Below are 20,193 nucleotides of genomic sequence, written 5' to 3'. Positions count from 1 at the left end.
TGTAAAGAAAAGAAAAATAATTTAACTTTAGAGTGTTATTTGATAAATAATGCCATTTTACTGTTTTTTTTAATTATTTTTGATGATAAATGTTTACGTTTTCTATTGGTTATAAGTAAATTTGTTATAAGTAAATTTGTTATGTAAAACGAAAACAGGCGGTATTGAATTGCTGTACTAACTTTTTAAATTAGATTCAAAATTTACGACTAATCATAATAGTAATGGAAGAAAATAAATATGTAACGATTTATGATATTGCTGAGAGGCTTAATCTGGCAACATCTACTATTTCACGAGCTTTAAAAGATCATCACACGATAAGTGATAAGACGATTAAAAAAGTGAAAAAAACCGCTGAAGAAATGGGTTTTGTCCCGAATACTTTAGCGGCAGGCTTGCGTGGAAACAAAACCAGAACCATTGGCGTTTTGATTCCTACTGTTACACAGCCCTTTTTATCTTCTCTGATTAGCGGAATCGAAATCGCGGCTCAAAAATCGGATTACACCGTAATTATTATGCAGTCGCACGACTCATATGAAGAAGAAGTAAATATGGCCAAATCTTTATATAGCAATCGCGTAAGCGGCGTCATTTGTTCTCTGGCAATGGAAACAAGCGATACAGCTCATTTCCATCAGTTTTCAAATAATAATATTCCGTTGGTTTTTGTGGATAGAGTTCCAAAAGGATATAATACTTTTAGAGTTGTAATTGACAATTATACAGCAGGTTACAAAGCAACTAAACATCTTATTGAACAAGGTTGTATCCGTATTGCCTATTTTTCAGCTGGTTCAGAATTAGGAAACTTGTATAACGAAAGGAAAAGAGGTTATATTGAAGCCTTAAAAGATCATAATATCGAAGTGGAAGAAGAATTAATTATCAACTTAAATTCGGTTACATATGAAGACGGGGTAAAGGGCAGCAACGCTTTATTTGATTTAAAGCCAATTCCGGATGGATTGTTTGCACCAGGAGATATTTTGGCTGTAAGCGCAGTTCAAACTGCAAAAAAACGCGGAATCAGAGTCCCCGAAGAGTTTAAGGTAATTGGTTTTAATAATGATCCAATTTCGCAGATTATTGATCCAAATATATCGACTATTACGCATCCAGCAGAAAAAATGGGAAAAGCAGCAGCTGAAATTATCATTAAGAATTTGAAATCGTCTAAAAATGACGATGCGAAAGAAATCACTTTTTTAAATACAGAAGTACTCGCAAGAGAATCTACCCAGAAATAATTATTTTTTAAGATACGACAGAGCAGGATAGTTTTTGTAATTATCCTGCTTTTTTTGTTAAATAAATTATTTTTTTGAAAAAAAGGCATCCAAAATTTTTTTCTTAAACAACAATCCTATATTTTTACGCAACCGATTGCAATTATTGTTTTATTTAGAATAATGCATTTTTCGGTTCAAAATTTTATTATATGCTTTTAATAAGGAGTAAAATATTGATGTTGTAAAAATGAAATTGTAAAGAATAAATTAAAGCCAATGACTTCATTAAGATTTGTTTTCCTGTTTCTTATTATTTCCTTTTCGACTGTAGCGCAAAAGGATTATAAATTGTGGCTTCAGTATAATACAGTTGCCAATTCAATAGTAGCTTCTGAATACAAGAACAATCTTAAAGGTATTGCAGTATTAGGAAATTCTGAAACCATTAAAATTGCTGAAAAAGAACTCAAAACTGGATTTGTGGATATGTTAGGAAGTATTCCTGAAATCAGAAAAGACGCAAAAGGAGAGAATAATCTAATTGTTGGCTCACAAATGAATTTAAGTTCCGAAATCAAAACAGAATTGCAAGCTGATTTGAATAAAATCAATAATGAAGGTTTTATTATCAAATCCATTTCACTTAAAAATAAAAAGCAAATAGTCATTACAGGAAAGAATGATATTGCTGTTTTGTATGGCGTTTTTCATTTCCTGAGAATATTGCAAACCAATAAATCGGTTAAAGATTTAAGTATTGCTGATTCTCCAAAAACAAATATCAGAATCTTAAATCATTGGGATAATCTTGACAGAACGGTAGAACGTGGTTATGCTGGATTTTCGTTATGGAACTGGCAGAAACTTCCAGATTTTATAGACCAGCGCTATATTGATTACGCTAGAGCGAATGCCTCAATTGGAATTAACGGAACGGTTTTAACCAATGTAAATGCAAACGCTTTAATTCTGACTCCGCAGTATTTGGAAAAAGTAGAAGCATTAGCCAATGTTTTCAGACCTTACGGAATAAAAGTCTATCTAACGGCAAGATTTTCGGCGCCAATTGAAATCGGAAATCTAAAAACAGCCGATCCAAAAGATCCTGAAGTGATTAATTGGTGGAAAAATAAGTCGGCTGAAATCTATAAACGAATTCCAGATTTTGGCGGATTTTTGGTAAAAGCTAATTCAGAAGGTCAGCCAGGTCCTCAAAATTATGGACGAGATCATGTTGACGGAGCCAATATGCTGGCCGATGCCGTTGCACCTTTTGGCGGCGTAATTATGTGGAGAGCCTTTGTGTATTCTGAACATGATGCCAATGATCGCGCCAAACAAGCTTACGCAGAATTTCAGCCGTATGACGGAAAATTCAAAGATAATGTAATCGTTCAGGTAAAAAACGGAGCGATTGATTTTCAGCCAAGAGAGCCGTTTCATCCGTTATTTGGTGCGATGCCAAAAACGCCTTTAATGATGGAATTTCAAATCACACAGGAATATTTAGGTTTTAGTACGCACTTGGTTTTTCTGCCTAAATTATTTCAGGAAGTTTTGGAATCTGATACCTACCAAAAAGGAAAAGGTTCAACTGTAGCCAAGGTTATTGATGGCACTTTATATCCAAATAAACTAACGGGAATTGCCGGTGTTGCTAATATCGGAAACGATTTAAATTGGACAGGACATCCTTTTGCGCAAGCCAATTGGTACGGTTTCGGAAGATTGGCATGGAATCCGTATTTAGATTCTGAAGATATCGCTGAGGAGTGGTTAAGAAGTACATTTTCTAATGATGAAAATTTTATTAAACCAGTAAAAAATATTATGATTGAATCGCGCGAAGCCGTTGTCAATTATATGACTCCGTTGGGTTTGCATCATATTATGGATACGGGACATCATTACGGGCCAGGACCTTGGGTTTCCAATTTATCAAGACCAGAATGGAATCCAACTTATTATCATAAAGCAGACAAAAATGGAATTGGTTTTGACAGATCGAAATCGGGTACAAATGCCGTTTCACAATATGCTCCAGAAGTTGCCAGACTTTTTGATAATTTAGAAACCTGTCCAGAAAAAGATCTTTTATGGTTTCATCATCTTTCATGGGATTATAAATTGAAAAACGGACAAACGCTTTGGAATGGTTTAGCGCTAAAATATCAGGAAGGTGTAAATCAGGTTAGAGAAATGCAGAATGTTTGGGACAAAACTGAAAAATATATAGACAGTGAACGCTTTAGTGAAGTGAAAATGTTGTTAGAAATTCAGCATAAAGAAGCAAAGTGGTGGCGCGATGCCTGTTTGCTGTATTTTCAGCAGTTTTCAGGAAAAGAGCTTCCTGCTGGAGTAGAAAAACCGACACAGACATTAGGGTATTTTAAATCATTAAAATTTCCTTTTGCACCGGGAAATGGATAAATAAATTGGATAATTGTAACATCGATGACGCAGATTCGCTATTGCGAAGACACAGGAAAAAACGGATTTTTTCCAATTAAAATGATAAATAAAAAATCTGTGTAAATCAGCGTTTTTGCAACAGTGAATCCGTTTTATCAGCGTACTAAAAATATAGCATAAAAATTATGAGTAAGAAAACGGCAATTGTAACGGGAGGAAATTCGGGATTAGGTTTTGCAACGGCAAAAAAACTTTGTGACAACGGAATCACAACTTATATAATTGGTAGATCGAAAGAAAAAACAGAAGACGCCTGTAAAGAAATTGGAGAAAATGCCATTCCTGTAATCTTTGATTTAAATGATTTGAAAGGAATTCCGGCAATGATTGAAAGCATTACCAAAAATAGTCCGATTGATATTTTGGTCAACAACGCTGGAATCAATATGAAAAAAGAAATTCCGGAGGTAACTAATGAAGATTTCCTTTCGATAATTCACACCAATTTATTGAGCGTTTTCGCCGTAAGCAGAGAAGTCATTAAAAACATGAAAGAAAACGGAGGCGGAAGCATCATTAATATCAGTTCGATGGCATCGCAATATGGAATTCCAAAAGTAATTGCGTATTCGTCAAGCAAAGGCGCTATTGAAGCGATGACGCGTGCTATGGCTGTTGAATTGGCTCAATTTGGTATTCGCGCGAACTGCATTGCTCCAGGATTCATTAAAACCAAAATGTCATCAACAGCACTTGATAACGATCCGGAAAGAAAAAATAAAGTATTGGGAAGAACGCCAATGGGCTATTTAGGTGAACCTTCAGACATTGCAGATGCGGTTTATTATTTTGCTTTAAGCGAATCAAAATATACTACAGGTACAGTTTTACCTGTTGATGGCGGAAATAGTATTGGGTTTTAATTGAGAAAATGCCACAAAGGCGCTAAGTCACGAAGTTTTATTTTAAAAAACTTTGGAGAGAAAAACTTTACGTCCTAGCGCCTTTGTGGCATTAAAAAAAAGAAGTATGATAAAAATGCAGCAAACCATGCGTTGGTTTGGACCTCAAGACAACGTAAAACTTATCGATATTAAGCAAGCGGGTGCAACGGGAATTGTAACAGCATTGCATCAAATTCCTGTCGGCGAAATCTGGACTGTTGAAGCAATAAAGGAAAGACAGGAAATCATTGGCACTTACGGATTGGAATGGACTGTAGTTGAAAGTCTTCCTGTTCATGAAGAAATCAAACGTGCTTCTGGAAATTATTTGCAATATATTGAAAATTATAAAATCAGTTTGCAAAATCTTGCGGAGTGTGGCATTAAAATCATAACCTACAATTTTATGCCGATTCTGGATTGGGTGCGAACGAACCATAATTTTATAAACGAAGATGGAAGCAAAGCTTTATTTTACAATCAGGATGCATTTACGTTTTTTGATGTTTTTCTTTTAAAAAGACCCAATTCAGAAAACGATTATGCTGATGCTGAAAAAGAAAAAGCGTTACAGTTTGGAAATCAATTATCGGAAGAAGAAAAAGCATTATTGTTTAAAAATGTTTTGTTAGGACTTCCGGGAAGTAAAATCAATTTTACGGCAGAACAAATTTTGTCTCTTTTAGAAAATTATGCTGAAATCGACAATCAAAAGCTAAGAGAAAACCTGATTTATTTTTTATCAGAAGTAACTCCGATTGCGGAGAAAAATGGACAAAGATTAGCCATTCATCCGGATGATCCCCCGTTTTCGGTTTTAGGTCTTCCAAGAATTGTCTCAACAGAAGAAGATTTGAAAGCGATTTTTGATGCCGTTCCATCAACAGCAAACGGATTGTGCTATTGTACAGGTTCGTTAAGTGCCGATCAAAAAAACAATCTGGAAAAAATAATAGACGATTTTGGAGACCGAATACACTTCTTACACCTGAGAAATACCATCCGCGAAAGCGAAACTATTTTTAGGGAATCAGAGCATTTAAACGGTGATGTTAAAATGGAAGTGATTGTTGAGAAATTGTTGATGCTAATGAACAAAACCAAAATAAGCCTTCCAATGCGTCCAGATCACGGTTTTCTGCATAGAGTTGATGAAACTACGGAGACCTATCCAGGCTATTCGTTGACAGGTAGATTGAAAGGTTTGGCCGAATTACGAGGTTTGGAAATGGGAATTGGATATAAATTGAATTTGTAATTAAAGTTTTCTAAATCTAATGTGATGAGAATTTCTCGCAAAGTCGCAGAGTCACAAAGTTTTGTTTTGAAAAAGCTTAAAAAAGAATTGCTTTGCGACTCTGCGATTTTGTGAGATTAAATAAAAAAGTTTGTGACGATATGTGTTCAAAAATTAAAACTTCATACCTAATCCTACTATTTTTCCTAATCGGATTAAGCACAAATTCGTATGCCATAAATCCAGAGAAATATGTAGTCAATCAGGCTTCTAGTGAAAATTTTCCTTTAGTAAGTAATGGGAAAACAGCTTCAATTTTGGTTAACGATAAAGATTATGCAGGAGTTCTAAAAGTGACAGGACATTTAGAAAATGATCTTTTTAAGATTTCCGATTTACATTCGAAGAGAATAAAAAAGATTTCAGAAGCAGAAGATTTTGTTGTTATCATTGGCACGCTTGGAAAAAGTGAAATTATCGATCAATTAGCTAAAAAAGGAAAAATAGACGCGAATCAGCTTCAGGGAAAATGGGAAAAATTTACCACGCAGATAGTTGAAAATCCGTTTAAAGGAATCAAGAAAGCGCTGGTAATTGCAGGTTCAGATAAACGAGGGACGATTTATGGAATCTACGATTTGTCTAATCAAATTGGCGTTTCACCTTGGTATTATTGGGCAGATGTTCCGGTTAAAAAACAATCAGAATTGCATATTCTGCCCGGAATTCATTCACAGGGAGAGCCAAAAGTAAAATACAGAGGAATTTTTATAAATGATGAAGCTCCAGCACTTACAGGTTGGGCATTTGAGAAATTTGGCGGATTCAATTCGAAATTCTATGATAAAGTTTTTGAATTGATTCTGCGAATGAAAGGCAACTATTTATGGCCGGCAATGTGGGGCAGAATGTTTTATGTAGAAGATCCGCAGAATGCTGTTTTGGCCGATGAATACGGAATTGTAATGGGAACTTCGCATCACGAACCCTTAACGAGAGCCCATGCCGAATGGGGAAAATCTAACGGGAAATGGGATTTTACTGCCAATTCAGAAGCTTTGATTCAATTCTGGAAAGACGGAATTAAACGTATGGGAAACAAGGAAACCATCGTTACCATTGGAATGCGTGGCGACGGCGACGAACCTATGACGGAAGGAACTGCGATTGAGTTATTAGAAAATATTGTAAAAACACAAAGAGATATTATTTCACAAGTTACGAAAAAGCCAGCGGAGGAAACTCCGCAAATATGGGCGCTTTACAAAGAAGTTCAGGATTATTATGACAAAGGAATGACAGTTCCCGATGATATTACGCTTTTGCTTTGTGATGATAATTGGGGAAATATCCGCAAACTTCCAGAATTGGATTCGAAACCCAGAAAAGGCGGCTATGGAATTTATTATCATTACGATTATGTTGGCGGCCCAAGAAATTACAAATGGATCAACACGAATCAAATTGAAAGAGTTTGGGAACAAATGGATTTGGCGTATCAATACGGTGTCGATAAAATCTGGATTGTAAATGTGGGAGACATCAAACCAATGGAATTTCCGATTGAATTTTTCTTGAACATGGCGTGGAACCCTGAAAAGTTCAATGCTGGGAATTTAGAACAGTATTATGCAGATTGGGCTAAAAAGAATTTTGACAATCAGTTTACAGCTGAAATTGCAGAGATTTTGAAATTATATACAAAATATAATTCACGAAGAAAGCCTGAATTATTAGACTCAAGAACATATAGTATTACAAATTATAATGAAGCAGATAGGATTGTTGCAGAATATCAGAGACTGGTTGAAAAAGCTAATTCGGTAAATGAAAAATTGAAACCAGAATACAAAGATGCTTTTTATCAGCTGGTTTTATTTCCTGTTTTGGCAAGCGCTAATTTAAATGAATTGTATGTAGCGCAGGCTAAAAATCAATTGTATGCAGAACAGGGAAATGTCGTTGCAAATGATTATGGCGTAAAAGTAAAGGCGTTATTTGAAAAAGATGCCGAGCTCACAAATTATTATCATGCCCAAATAGCCAATGGGAAGTGGAATCACATGATGTCGCAGACACATATAGGTTATGATAATTGGCAGCAGCCTGAGAAAAATGTGATGCCGAAGACTAGAATAATCGAAAGTCCCAATCAAGTCAAAGCAGGAATTTCTGCTAAGAATTCTGCAAAGGAGGAGATGTTAGATGCTAAAAATAGAGATTCAGATCATATTAAAGGTTTTGTTGAAGAGAACGGTTACATTTCAATAGAAAGTGAAAATTATTCTAAAGCAATAAATTCAGATTCTGTAAAATGGACGATAATTCCAAATCTTGGAAAAACATCATCAGGAGTAACTTTAAAGCCTTCGAATAGTAAACCTGTTGAGATTTCGGAACAGTCTCCAAGGTTAGAGTACACTGTTTGTTTTTTTAGCAAAGGAAAAATAAAAGTAAATGCCTATTTTTCGCCAACAATCAATTTTAAAAAGGGAGACGGATTAAAATACGGAATTGCTTTTGACAATGAGAAACCGCAAATCATGAACCTCAACTCAGATACTTCGGAAAAAGCTTGGGCAGAATCTGTTGCGAATAATATTAAAATAATAACCTCAACTCATAAAATTGAAAAAGCAGGAAATCATGTTTTGAAAATTTATGCCATTGATCCTGCTTTAGTGCTTCAAAAAATTGTAATTGAAACCCAAGAAGGAAAAGTTTTACAGTCGTATTTGGGACCGCCGGAGAGTTTTAGGAAGGAATGATTACTATCTCCGTTAAGAAAAAAAACTATTAACTATTTAAACCAAAAAATATGAAATGCATTAAACCTTATTTAGTTGCCGTCACAACTTTGCTGGCTGTCAGCTGTACATCGCAAAAAGAAACTGCTTCATTAAAAGATGCTTACAAAGATGATTTCTACATTGGAACCGCTTTAAGCGTTGATCAGATCGAAGAAAAAGACAAAAAAGTTGATTCTTTGATTCGAAAAGAGTTTAATGCGATTACGGCCGAAAATATCATGAAATCTATGTTTACGCATCCGCAAAAGGACAAATACGATTTTACTTTGTCTGATAAATTTGTGGCGTATGGAGAGAAGAATAAAATGTTTATTCATGGACATACTCTGATATGGCACAGCCAATTAGCACCTTGGATGGAAAAAATTGCTGACAGTATAGAAATGAAAGCGTTTATGCAAGATCATATTACGACAATCGTTTCCAAATACAAAGGCAGAATCAACTCTTGGGATGTTGTAAACGAAGCTTTGAATGAGGATGGAACTTTAAGACAATCTGTTTTTTTGAAAGCATTGGGCGAAAAATATTTGGTTAACGCTTTCAAACTAGCAGCAAAAGCAGATCCAAAAGCAGAATTATATTATAACGATTATAATATCGAAGAACCTGCAAAAAGAGCAGGAGCGATTGCTTTAATCAAAAAAATAAAAGCCGAAGGCGGAAAAGTTTATGGAGTTGGAATCCAGGGACATTGGCGATTGGAAAGTCCATCAATCGAAGAAATAGAAAAAAGCATTTTAGAATATTCGGCTTTAGGACTTAAAGTAGCGTTCACAGAATTAGATATTACGGTTTTGCCAAATCCGTGGGATTTGAAAGGAGCAGATGTCAATCAGAAATTTGAAGGAAATGCAAAAATGAATCCATATCCTGAAAGATTACCCGATTCTGTCCAGACACAATTGGCAGAACGTTACGCATCGATTTTTAAACTATTTTTAAAGCATAAAGACAAAATCAGTAGAGTTACTTTTTGGGGCGTTCATGATGGACAATCTTGGCTAAACGATTGGCCGATTAAAGGAAGAACCAATTATCCGCTTCCGTTTGACAAGCAATTAAAGCATAAACCAGCTTACGACAGTATTTTAAATCTTAAAGAAACTAAATAATAACTGCTAAAAAGAGTTGAATTTTTATAAATTAATTAACAATCGGTTGTGATTTGAAAAATAAATTAAATAAAGAAAAGTAAATTTGTAAAATATGTTTTTTTGTATAATTTTACACAACCGATTGTTTTAATGAAAATTGCTATGATATTAGCAGTTAAAAGGATGAGAAATGATCAAAAAAATTGAATAACTTTATTTTTAGAAACCACTTTTGCTTACGTAACTAATCAATAAAATGACCACAAACCCACGAATGACTAACATTTCACAAAAACTATCCATCAAAGAAAAAATCGGATACAGCTTAGGTGACTTAGCAGCCAATTTAGTTTTTCAAACTTTGATGACGTATTTGGCGTATTTCTATACCGACATTTACGGCTTATCGCCAACAGATTCTTCGATCATTATGCTGATTGTTGGATTAGTAGCAGCTTTTATTTTTAATCCGATTATTGGGGTTTTGGCAGACAGAACCAGTACCAAATGGGGAAAATTCAGGCCGTGGATTTTATTGACAGCGATTCCGCTTGGAGTAGTGGCTTTATTGGCGTTTTCAACTCCCGATTTCTCATACAAAGGAAAAGTAATTTATGCAGTTATCACCTATACTTTGCTGTTGCTTTTTTATGCAGGAAACAACCTGCCATATTCTGCTTTAAGCGGAGTTATTACGGGTGATATGAAAGAACGAAATAGTATGTCATCCTACCGTTTTGTTGCGGTGATGTTTGCCCAGTTTTTCGTTCAGGTTTTTATGCTTGGGATTATCAAAAGTGCCGGAAACGGAGATAAAGCGATCGGAATCGAAAAAGTAATGACTGCGTTGGCCATTATTGGAACAATCATGCTTTTAATTACTTTTTTAACTACAAAAGAAAGAATAATTCCCAAACCAGAACAAAAGTCAAGCGTAAAAGAAGATTTAAGCGATTTAATCAAAAATAGACCGTGGGTAATTATGCTTTCCCTGACGACTTTGGTTTTTGTGACTTTGGCAATGAAAGGCGGTTCGTATGTATATTATTTTGAGAATTATGTAGATAAAGAACAATTGGCTGCTTTTATTCAGCCTATTTTGGATTTTCTAACCAATATTGGGTTGAATCATTTTGGGAATGATCCTGTTTCAGCAGGTTTCGGACTCTTTAATGCAGGCGGAATTATCTTTATGATTGTCGGAATTACATGGTCTAAAAATCTGGCAGACAAATACGGAAAAAGAAATGTTTTTGGGGTGTTTTTATTCATCTCGACTTTATTCATTATTGCATTCTATTTTTATCCCTCAACATCAATTAGTCTGATGTTTTTCTCTCAAATTCTGCACGGATTTTTCTACGGAATTACAATTCCGATTCTTTGGGCAATGATTGCCGATGTTGCCGATTATTCAGAATGGCTCAATAACCGTCGTGCAACAGCAATTATTTTCTCTGCGATGATGGTTGGACTAAAAACAGGATTAAGCATTGGAGGTGCTTTAACCACTTTATTTTTGGGTTATTTCCATTACGTTCCAAATGCACCAGAGCAGTCTCAAACTGCCATAAATGGAATCAAATTACTGGTGAGTATTTTTCCTGCAATTCCATTTTTAATTGGAGCCGGATTGCTGTTTTTCTATAAAATTAACAAAGAAATGGAAGTGCAGATCGAAACCGAACTAAAACAAAGAAGAGCTTAATCATTTAAACAAAATATTACTATGCCTGAAGATAGCATTGAACACATTAATTTTGAGGAAATTAATGACCTGGCGATTTCAAAGCCTTTAGTGTCCCATATGTACACAGCCGATCCTTCGGCACATGTATTCAACGGAAAAATTTACATTTATCCATCACATGATATTGATGCCGGAATTCCGTTTAATGATAATGGCGATCATTTCGGAATGGAAGATTACCATGTTTTTTCTATGGAAGATATTTCATCAGAAGCAATAGATAATGGTGTTGCGCTTCATGTAGATGATGTTGCTTGGGCTGAAAAGCAAATGTGGGCACCTGATGCAGCTCATAAAAACGGAAAGTATTATCTGTATTTCCCAGCTAAACGAGCTAACGGAATTTTTCAGATTGGCGTTGCCATTTCGGATTCGCCAGTTGGGCCTTTTCTTCCTGAAAAAGAAGCAATAAAAGGAAGTTACAGCATAGATCCTGCTGTTTTTGAAGATGAAGATGGTAAACATTATATTTATTTTGGAGGAATATGGGGCGGACAGCTTCAGAAGTACCGTAATAATCAGTACGATCAAAATAACGAAGAACCTTTGGCTGAAGAAAAAGCTTTAGGGCCAATAGTAGCTTTGTTAAGAGATGATATGTTGGAATTTGCGGAAGAACCAAAAGAAATTCAAATTTTGGATGAAAACGGAAAAGTGATTTTGGCAGGCGATAACAATCGTCGTTTTTTTGAAGCTTCTTGGGTTCATAAGTATAACGGAAAATATTATTTCTCGTATTCGACAGGCGACACGCATTTTATTTGTTATGCTATTGGCAACAATCCGTATGGACCATTTACATATCAAGGAAGAATTTTGAATCCAGTTGTAGGTTGGACATCACACCATTCAATTTGTGAAGTAGAAGGTGAATGGTATTTGTTTTACCACGATTCGAGTTTGTCAAAAGGCGTGACACATTTAAGAAGCATGAAAGTGACCAAAATTGATTATTTGGAAGATGGTTCGATTATTACGATTGATCCATACGGAATAAGAAGATTAATTGATTAGGGCTTTTTGCGTAAAAAAATTTCGCAAAAATTACAATCGGTTGTGTTGTGGTGTCTCGACTGATTTTAACGAATTGGGAACCAAAGCAGCGGCATTTATTACGCATGACGAAGAAACAAGGTTTTATGTGCCGACAAAATTAATAATAAGAGAATCATTATAGTATGTATTATATCGGTTATGATATTGGAAGTTCTTCTGTCAAGGCAGCTTTGGTAGAAGCAGAAACGGGTAAAAAAGCAATCGTTTTGAATGAGCCTCAGAACGAAATGGAAATCTTGTCTATTCACCCAGATTGGGCAGAGCAGGATCCTGAAATCTGGTGGAAGCACATTTGCACCGCAACGAAAAGAGCAATTAAAGAGTCAAATATTGATGCATCTAAAATTCAGGGAATTGGCATTTCGTACCAAATGCACGGGTTGGTGATTGTAGACAAAGAAGGCGCTCCGCTGCGGAATTCAATTATCTGGTGCGACAGCCGCGCGGTTGAAATCGGGAATAAGGCTTTCGCCGAAATTGGGCAGGAAAAATGTATGGAGCATTTGCTGAATTCGCCAGGAAATTTCACGGCTTCGAAACTGAAATGGGTTAAAGAAAACGAACCGGCAGTTTACAATAAAATTGCCAAATATATGCTTCCTGGAGATTACATCGCTTTGAAACTGACAGGCGAAGCAACCACTACCAAAAACGGTTTGTCTGAAGGAATGCTTTGGGATTACAAAGAAAACAAAGTAGCCGACTGGCTTTTGGATTACTACGGAATCGATCAGTCTTTGACGCCAAATATCGTTGAAAATTTCACGAATCAGGGAGCTGTCACTGAAAAAGCTTCTGCAGAATCTGGACTTCCGGCAGGAATTCCGATCGTATACAGAGCAGGAGATCAGCCCAATAATGCTTTGTCATTGAATGTTTTGAATCCGGGCGAAGTGGCGGCCACAGGCGGAACTTCGGGCGTTTTTTATGCGGTAAGCGAGATGTCTTCCGGAAAAAGCACTAGAGTAAATAATTTCGTTCACGTAAACTACGAATTGGAAACGCCTAGAGTGGGTAAGCTTTTAAATATTAACGGAGCAGGAATTCAGTACAGATGGCTCCGAAATAATATGGGCAGCGAGAGTTACGAGGCGATGAACGAAAAGGCTTCGAATATTGAAATCGGATCAGAGGGCGTTGTGGTAATTCCGTTTGGAAATGGCGCTGAGCGTATGTTCAACAATAAAACGATCGGAACCCATTTCTTAAACCTCAACTTAAATATTCACAACAGTGCACATTTGTTTAGAGCTTCTCTTGAAGGAATTGCTTTTTCGTTTGTGTACGGAATGGAATGTCTGAAAGAGGATAACGCAGCGATAAATGTCATAAGAGCCGGAAATGATAACCTTTTCCGTTCGGAAATTTTCTCCAATACCGTTGCGACTTTAATCGGTCACGAAATCGAGATTTACAACACAACAGGAGCAGTCGGCGCAGCGCGTGCAGTTGGCTTAAAAGATGGCGATTACAGCAAGTTTGGAGCTCATGTAAGCGACAACGACCATGTCATGACGTTTTTACCGCTTCACAACAAAGAACCGTACGAAGCGGCTTATCAGAAATGGAAAAAAGAATTAGAATTAATATTAACTACTAAATAAAAAAAAATCAAATGATAGTTTTAGGAGATAAAGAATACTACAAAGGCATTAGCCAGATTAAATTTGAAGGGGCAGCATCCGATAATCCTTTGGCGTTTAAATATTACAATCCAGATCAGGTTGTAGCTGGAAAAACAATGCGCGAGCACTTTAAATTTGCTATCGCTTACTGGCATACGTTCTGCGGACAAGGGAGCGATCCATTCGGACCGGGAACTCAAAACTTTGCATGGGATGCTTCGTCAGATCCGTATCAGGCTGCAAAAGATAAAGCAGATGCAGCTTTTGAATTCATAAGCAAAATGGGATTCGATTATTTCTGTTTCCACGATTACGATTTGATTGCTGAAGGAGCCACTTTCGCAGAATCAGAAAAACGTTTGGCTTTTATTACTGAATACTTAAAACAGAAAAAAGCAGAATCTGGAATCAAATTGCTTTGGGGAACTTCAAACTGCTTCTCAAACCCTAGATTCATGAACGGTGCGGCTACAAATCCAGATTTTAATGTAGTGGCAAGAGCGGGTGGACAGGTAAAACTGGCTTTGGACGCAACAATCGCTTTGGGCGGAGAAAACTACGTATTCTGGGGTGGTAGAGAAGGTTATATGTCTTTGCTGAACACAGATATGGGAAGAGAATTGGACCACATGGCGCAATTTTTAGCGATGTCTAGGGACTACGCAAGAGCGCAAGGTTTCAAAGGAACTTTCTTCATCGAGCCAAAACCAATGGAGCCATCAAAACACCAATACGATTTTGACTCGGCTACCGCAATTGGATTCTTGAAAGAATACGGTTTAGACAAAGATTTCAAAATCAATATCGAGGTAAACCACGCTACTTTGGCTCAGCACACTTTCCAGCACGAATTGGAAGTGGCGGCAAAAGCAGGAATGTTAGGAAGCATCGATGCCAACAGAGGAGACTACCAAAACGGTTGGGATACAGACCAGTTCCCAAACAACATTCAGGAGACTACTGAAGCGATGCTGGTTTTCCTAAAAGCTGGCGGACTGCAAGGTGGTGGAGTTAACTTTGATGCTAAAATCAGAAGAAACTCTACAGATTTAGAAGACGTTTTCTTAGCGCACATTGGCGGAGCAGATACTTTCGCAAGAGCTTTACTGACAGCTGATAAAATTATTGCTTCTTCTCCTTACGAAAAATTAAGAAAAGAAAGATACAGTTCATTCGATTCTGGAAAAGGTAAAGATTTTGCTGATGGAAAATTAAGTCTAAAAGATCTTTACACAATCGCGCACGAAAATGGAGAGTTAAATCTTCAAAGCGGTAAACAAGAATTGTTTGAAAACATTATCAATCAATATATCTAATTGCTTTAGATTTTAATATTAAACCTAACAGGTTTTAAAAATCGGTAAGGTTTCTTAAAATAACTTAGTGAGAAATAAATTAAGAGCATCTAAATTTTAAATATGATAGTTATAAAACGTTAATATTAAAAAGAAGGATTCTTCTAGGTGAAAACTTCGAAAATGTGTATTAAGATTATGGCTTTTTTGAATCGAGATTTACGAAAAATAGATTGAAGGTTTAGTTGCTATTTTTTGAAAATTGAAACGAATAAAAAGTCAGTTTGATAAAATAATAGGGAGTATTTTTTATTGAAGGTTTTTTGAAGAGCAGAATCAATCGAAATGCACATTTTTGACTCACTAAAATTTAGATGTACTGCAGTGCGTTTCTCCAATTAATCACAAACCAAAAAAACTTATGAAATTTTTTATTGACACTGCCAACCTTCAAGACATCGAAGAAGCGCAGGCTTTAGGTGTTTTAGACGGTGTAACCACCAATCCGTCTTTAATGGCAAAAGAAGGCATTACAGGAAAAGAAAATATATTAAACCATTATCTGGCTATTTGTAATATCGTTGACGGAGATGTTTCGGCTGAGGTAATCTCAACCGACTTTGAAGGAATGGTAAGAGAAGGCGAAGAGCTTGCCGCTTTGCATCCGCAAATTGTTGTCAAATTACCCATGATTGGTGACGGTGTAAAAGCTTGCAAATACTTTTCTTCAAAAGGAATTCGCACCAATGTAACTTTAGTTTTTTCTGCTGGTCAGGCTTTGCTTGCCGCTAAAGCTGGAGCCACTTACGTTTCTCCATTTTTAGGAAGATTAGATGATGTTTCGACCGACGGAATGCACTTAATTTCTGAAATCAGAGAAATTTATGATAATTATGATTATCAAACTCAAATCCTTTCAGCTTCTGTAAGACACACCATGCACATTATCAATTGTGCGAAAATTGGATCAGATGTTATGACGGGGCCACTTTCTGCAATTAAAGGTTTGCTGAAACATCCTTTAACAGATATTGGTTTAAAACAATTTGTAGAAGATGCGAAGAAGATGAATCTTTAGTGTTTTTATTTCCTTTTTATAGCTTTAAAACTCTCTTCTAGTTATTTAGAAGGGAGTTTTTTTTTATGGAATATAAGCAACCGATTGTTTGTTTTTGGTTTTGAATGAAATATGTTTTTTTATACTCAACTTGTTGATTTATAGTTTGCAAGATTGGAAAACTCTTATTTTATATGGAATTGTGATGGTTTTTGTTTGAAAGATCTTTTATAGTTTTACTACAGCGGTTTAGTATTTTTTCAAAAAATATTAAATTTTAACTTTTTATATTTTTTTTAAGATTTTGAAGTAAACGATTTATTATCTCTAACGTTTTCGTTGTATTAAATCCTGTTTTTAATAATTGTTTAATATTTTGGCAGTATAAAAAAGGAATCTGTTTTTTTAGGAAGGTATTTTTTTTAAAATGACAAATAAAATTAACGCAACCGATTGTGTGTTACGAGTATTTTTTTATATTTGTAATAAATACACTTATAAGGTTAATGGTATATTTAACTGTTAAAGTATTTTGAAGAACTAACCAACAAAAACCAATTTTAATAATTAAATCAGTTTTTATGAATAATTTTTTTATTGCAAGTAAATCAAAGCATATAAAAAGCTTCGGTTTTTTGATCTTATTGTTTTTGGTCTCAATGCAAATTAAGGCACAAACAACAGTTACAGGAACAGTGTCGGACGCGAATGGTCCAATTCCTGGTGTGAATGTCAATCTAAAAGGAGCAAAAAACGGAGTAAGTACAGGTTTCGATGGCAACTATGTTATAAGTGTTCCTTCAAATGGTGTTCTTGTCTTTAGCTTTATAGGTTTTAAAAGCCAAGAGATTAGCGTGAATGGAAAGGCAAAGATTAATGTGCTTCTGGAGGAAGATTCAAATAATTTGAAAGAAGTAGTTGTAATCGGATATGGTACTCAGATTAAGGAGGCTGTTACCGGATCGGTTGCTTCATTAGGGGGAAAAGAATTAAATGAAGTGCCTGCCGCTAATATTACCCAAGCTTTACAAGGAAGACTTGCAGGGGTCGAGATGACGCAAACTTCTTCTAAACCTGGTGCCGCAATGCAGATAAGGATTCGCGGTACAAGATCTCTTACCGGTAGCAATGATCCTTTGGTAGTGCTAGACGGAGTTCCGTTTGCGGGTTCGATAGGAGACATTAATCCTGCAGATATTAAGTCTGTGGATATCTTGAAAGATGCTTCTGCCACCGCTATTTATGGTTCTCGTGGAGCAAATGGTGTAATCTTAGTGACTACTTTAAAAGGAAAGAAAAATCAGAAAGCTACATTTTCATACAATGGTTTTAGCGGAATTAAACAGGTTTTCTCAAAATATCCTATGATGGATGCTACTAAATTTGCTGCTCTTCGTGACTATACAGGTTTATATGTAGATGGTGTTGACGAGAAAAGAAATGTAAATACAGATTGGCAGAATTCATTGTACGGCTCTGGAGAAATGATCAGCCATGATGTTAGCGTTTCTGGAGGAACCGAAACAGGCGCTTACAATGCAGGTCTAGGATATTATAAAGAAGAGTCAGTTCTTCCTGGCCAGAGCTATGAGCGTTTTAGCCTTAGAGCAGGTTTAGACCAGCAGATTAATAGATCTATTCGCATTGGATTTAATACCAATAGCAACTACAGTATTACAAATGGTGATAATATCGGAACAGGAACTATACTGCAGACTTCACCTCTTGCTAATCCGTACAATGCAGATGGCTCTTTGAAAAGAACAGTGAGCATGGCAGCAGATGACCAATGGGTTTATACTAGAAAATCTATTGAAAATTTAGGAGATGCTTATGTTAACTTAAATAGAGCTTTCAGTTCTTACAATAATATTTTTGCGGAAATAAAAATTCCTGGTGTTGATGGTTTGAAATATAGACTAAATACAGGTTTAAACCTACGTACATCAAATGCTGGATACTATGAAGGTCAGGGAGTTTTTGACGTAAACCCGACAACACTTTCTAATGCTGCAATAACAAACGGCTGGTCTACACAATGGCTGTTAGAAAATTTGCTGACTTATGATAAAACGTTTGCACAGAAACATACAATAAATTTTGTTGGTCTGTATTCTAACGAACAATATACCGGACAAAGTTCGAGAGTGACTCGTAACGGAATTACTTCTGATGCTTTCCAATTTTATAATTTAGGGCAAAGCGAAGAAGAAGCTGTAATTAATCCTGCAGATCAGGATTATACGCAATGGGGATTAACATCTTATATGGCTAGGTTAATGTATTCTTATGATAATCGTTACTTTATATCTGGAACAGTTCGTTCTGATGGTTCATCAAGATTATCTCCTGGAAACAAATGGGTAACTTATCCTGCTGTATCTGCTGGTTGGACACTTTCAAATGAATCATTCCTAAAAGATGTGAAATACATTGATTTATTGAAATTGAGAGCTGGATATGGAGAAACTTCAAATCAAGCGGTATCTCCTTATGCAACGTTGGGAGCTTTAAGCACAAGACCATACAATTTTGGAAGCAATAATTCAACAGGAGTATATGTTACTGAGCTTCCAAATCCTAATTTAGGATGGGAGTTTTCAACTACATGGAACTATGGTTTAGATTTCGGATTTTTTAATAACCGTTTATCAGGTACAGTTGAATATTATAAAACAAATACAAAAAATCTATTGCAGCGTGTAGGACTTCCGGCAACGTCTGGTGTAAGCAGTTATGTGGCTAACGTGGGAGAAACTGAGAACAAAGGTTATGAAATTTCATTGAACGGAGTTATTCTTGATAATCCTAAAGGTGTGACATGGTCTGTGGGAGTTAACTTCTATAAAAACGAAAACAAACTTGTTGCTTTGGCATCAGGTGCTAGCCGTGATGAAGCAAACAACTGGTTTGTTGGATATAATATTAATTCAATCTTTGATTATGAAAAGATTGGAATTTGGCAAGAAGGCGATCCATATATGTCAATTCTTGAGCCAGGGCCAACAGGAATTAATCAGCAGGGAACAGTCGTAGGATCTATCAAAGTGAAATATACAGGAGATCATGATGCTAACGGTTCGCCAACTCGTGCTATTAATGCAAGCGATCGTCAAATTATAGAAACAGATCCAGATTTTCAGGGAGGTTTCAATACTAATGTAACTTACAAAGGATTCGATTTTAACGCAGTAGGTGCCTTTAAAAGCGGAGGTGTATTAATAAGCACATTATATGGAGGAGCAAGCTACATGAACCTTTTAAACGGACGTAGAAGCAACGTTGATGTTGACTACTGGACTCCTGATAACAGAGATGGAGAATTTCCTAACCCGAGAGGTATCAGAAGTGGTGATAACCCTAAATATATGTCTACTATGGGGTACTTTGATGCTTCTTATGTAAAAATTAGAGCAATGACTCTTGGATATACTCTTGATCAAGACTTTACAAGAAATTTAGGCATCGATAAATTAAGACTTTATTTCACAGTGCAGAATCCGTTTGTTTTATTTTCTCCATATCATGATAAATCTGGAATGGATCCTGAAACGAATTCATTTGGTGACGAAAATCAGGCTGTTGCCTCTTATCAGAGAAGATTTTCTGTTATCGGCACAAACACTCCTGCAACCAGAAATTATTTATTTGGACTTAATTTAACATTTTAATCAG

Annotated in this window: 12 protein-coding genes; all 12 read left to right on the top strand. The window is 35.9% G+C overall.

Features of this window, described 5'->3' with window-relative positions; all coding sequences use genetic code 11:
- The first annotated feature begins 224 nt into the window (after positions 1-224).
- The 12 genes from N4T20_RS18520 to N4T20_RS18465 all read left to right on the top strand — a co-directional run bounded on the left by N4T20_RS18520 (position 225) and on the right by N4T20_RS18465 (position 20,189).
- Positions 225-1,253, top strand: a complete 1,029-nt coding sequence (locus tag N4T20_RS18520; protein ID WP_260670551.1) for a LacI family DNA-binding transcriptional regulator — start codon at positions 225-227, stop codon at positions 1,251-1,253.
- 258 nt (positions 1,254-1,511) lie between these two features.
- A complete protein-coding gene (locus N4T20_RS18515) occupies positions 1,512-3,665 on the top strand; it encodes an alpha-glucuronidase family glycosyl hydrolase (RefSeq protein WP_260670550.1) in 2,154 nt (717 codons plus the stop codon).
- Between the two features lie 167 nt (positions 3,666-3,832).
- The gene (locus tag N4T20_RS18510) at positions 3,833-4,570 is read left to right on the top strand and encodes an SDR family NAD(P)-dependent oxidoreductase (protein WP_260670549.1); all 738 of its coding nucleotides are present in this window, start codon (positions 3,833-3,835) and stop codon (positions 4,568-4,570) included.
- 115 nt (positions 4,571-4,685) lie between these two features.
- The gene (uxuA, locus tag N4T20_RS18505) at positions 4,686-5,849 is read left to right on the top strand and encodes a mannonate dehydratase (RefSeq protein ID WP_260673124.1); all 1,164 of its coding nucleotides are present in this window, start codon (positions 4,686-4,688) and stop codon (positions 5,847-5,849) included.
- Positions 5,850-5,989: 140 nt separating this feature from the next.
- A complete protein-coding gene (locus tag N4T20_RS18500) occupies positions 5,990-8,596 on the top strand; it encodes a glycosyl hydrolase 115 family protein (protein WP_260670548.1) in 2,607 nt (868 codons plus the stop codon).
- Between the two features lie 50 nt (positions 8,597-8,646).
- Entirely contained in the window at positions 8,647-9,753 is a 1,107-nt protein-coding gene (locus N4T20_RS18495; RefSeq protein WP_260670547.1) for an endo-1,4-beta-xylanase, read from the top strand.
- Between the two features lie 256 nt (positions 9,754-10,009).
- Positions 10,010-11,443, top strand: coding sequence for an MFS transporter (locus N4T20_RS18490; RefSeq protein ID WP_260670546.1), 1,434 nt, complete (start codon positions 10,010-10,012; stop codon positions 11,441-11,443).
- Positions 11,444-11,464: 21 nt separating this feature from the next.
- The gene (locus N4T20_RS18485; RefSeq protein ID WP_260670545.1) at positions 11,465-12,499 is read left to right on the top strand and encodes a glycoside hydrolase family 43 protein; all 1,035 of its coding nucleotides are present in this window, start codon (positions 11,465-11,467) and stop codon (positions 12,497-12,499) included.
- 164 nt (positions 12,500-12,663) lie between these two features.
- Complete coding sequence (locus tag N4T20_RS18480) at positions 12,664-14,145, top strand: xylulokinase (protein ID WP_260670544.1); 1,482 nt, start codon at positions 12,664-12,666, stop codon at positions 14,143-14,145.
- Between the two features lie 11 nt (positions 14,146-14,156).
- Positions 14,157-15,482 (top strand): xylose isomerase, encoded by a 1,326-nt coding sequence (xylA, locus tag N4T20_RS18475; RefSeq protein WP_260670543.1) that lies wholly within the window; start codon positions 14,157-14,159, stop codon positions 15,480-15,482.
- A 400-nt stretch (positions 15,483-15,882) separates the two neighbouring features.
- The gene (gene fsa, locus N4T20_RS18470; RefSeq protein WP_260670542.1) at positions 15,883-16,539 is read left to right on the top strand and encodes a fructose-6-phosphate aldolase; all 657 of its coding nucleotides are present in this window, start codon (positions 15,883-15,885) and stop codon (positions 16,537-16,539) included.
- A gap of 560 nt (positions 16,540-17,099) precedes the next feature.
- Positions 17,100-20,189 carry a SusC/RagA family TonB-linked outer membrane protein gene (locus N4T20_RS18465; protein WP_260670541.1) on the top strand — a complete coding sequence of 1,030 codons (3,090 nt, stop codon included), beginning with the start codon at positions 17,100-17,102 and terminating at the stop codon, positions 20,187-20,189.
- Positions 20,190-20,193 lie beyond the last annotated feature (4 nt).

Origin of the sequence: Flavobacterium sp. TR2, from assembly GCF_025252405.1 — a bacterium.
Classification (GTDB): Bacteria; Bacteroidota; Bacteroidia; order Flavobacteriales; family Flavobacteriaceae; genus Flavobacterium.
This window is presented reverse-complemented; position numbering and strand designations above follow the sequence as displayed.

Excerpts from the sequence above, each read along its gene's own strand:
- N4T20_RS18465 (WP_260670541.1), top strand. The coding sequence starts at position 17,100 with ATGAATAATTTTTTTATTGCAAGTAAATCAAAGCATATAAAAAGCTTC.
- N4T20_RS18515 (WP_260670550.1), top strand. The coding sequence starts at position 1,512 with ATGACTTCATTAAGATTTGTTTTCCTGTTTCTTATTATTTCCTTTTCG.
- N4T20_RS18510 (WP_260670549.1), top strand. The coding sequence starts at position 3,833 with ATGAGTAAGAAAACGGCAATTGTAACGGGAGGAAATTCGGGATTAGGT.
- N4T20_RS18495 (WP_260670547.1), top strand. The coding sequence starts at position 8,647 with ATGAAATGCATTAAACCTTATTTAGTTGCCGTCACAACTTTGCTGGCT.
- N4T20_RS18490 (WP_260670546.1), top strand. The coding sequence starts at position 10,010 with ATGACTAACATTTCACAAAAACTATCCATCAAAGAAAAAATCGGATAC.
- N4T20_RS18485 (WP_260670545.1), top strand. The coding sequence starts at position 11,465 with ATGCCTGAAGATAGCATTGAACACATTAATTTTGAGGAAATTAATGAC.
- uxuA (WP_260673124.1), top strand. The coding sequence starts at position 4,686 with ATGCAGCAAACCATGCGTTGGTTTGGACCTCAAGACAACGTAAAACTT.
- xylA (WP_260670543.1), top strand. The coding sequence starts at position 14,157 with ATGATAGTTTTAGGAGATAAAGAATACTACAAAGGCATTAGCCAGATT.
- fsa (WP_260670542.1), top strand. The coding sequence starts at position 15,883 with ATGAAATTTTTTATTGACACTGCCAACCTTCAAGACATCGAAGAAGCG.
- N4T20_RS18480 (WP_260670544.1), top strand. The coding sequence starts at position 12,664 with ATGTATTATATCGGTTATGATATTGGAAGTTCTTCTGTCAAGGCAGCT.
- N4T20_RS18500 (WP_260670548.1), top strand. The coding sequence starts at position 5,990 with ATGTGTTCAAAAATTAAAACTTCATACCTAATCCTACTATTTTTCCTA.
- N4T20_RS18520 (WP_260670551.1), top strand. The coding sequence starts at position 225 with ATGGAAGAAAATAAATATGTAACGATTTATGATATTGCTGAGAGGCTT.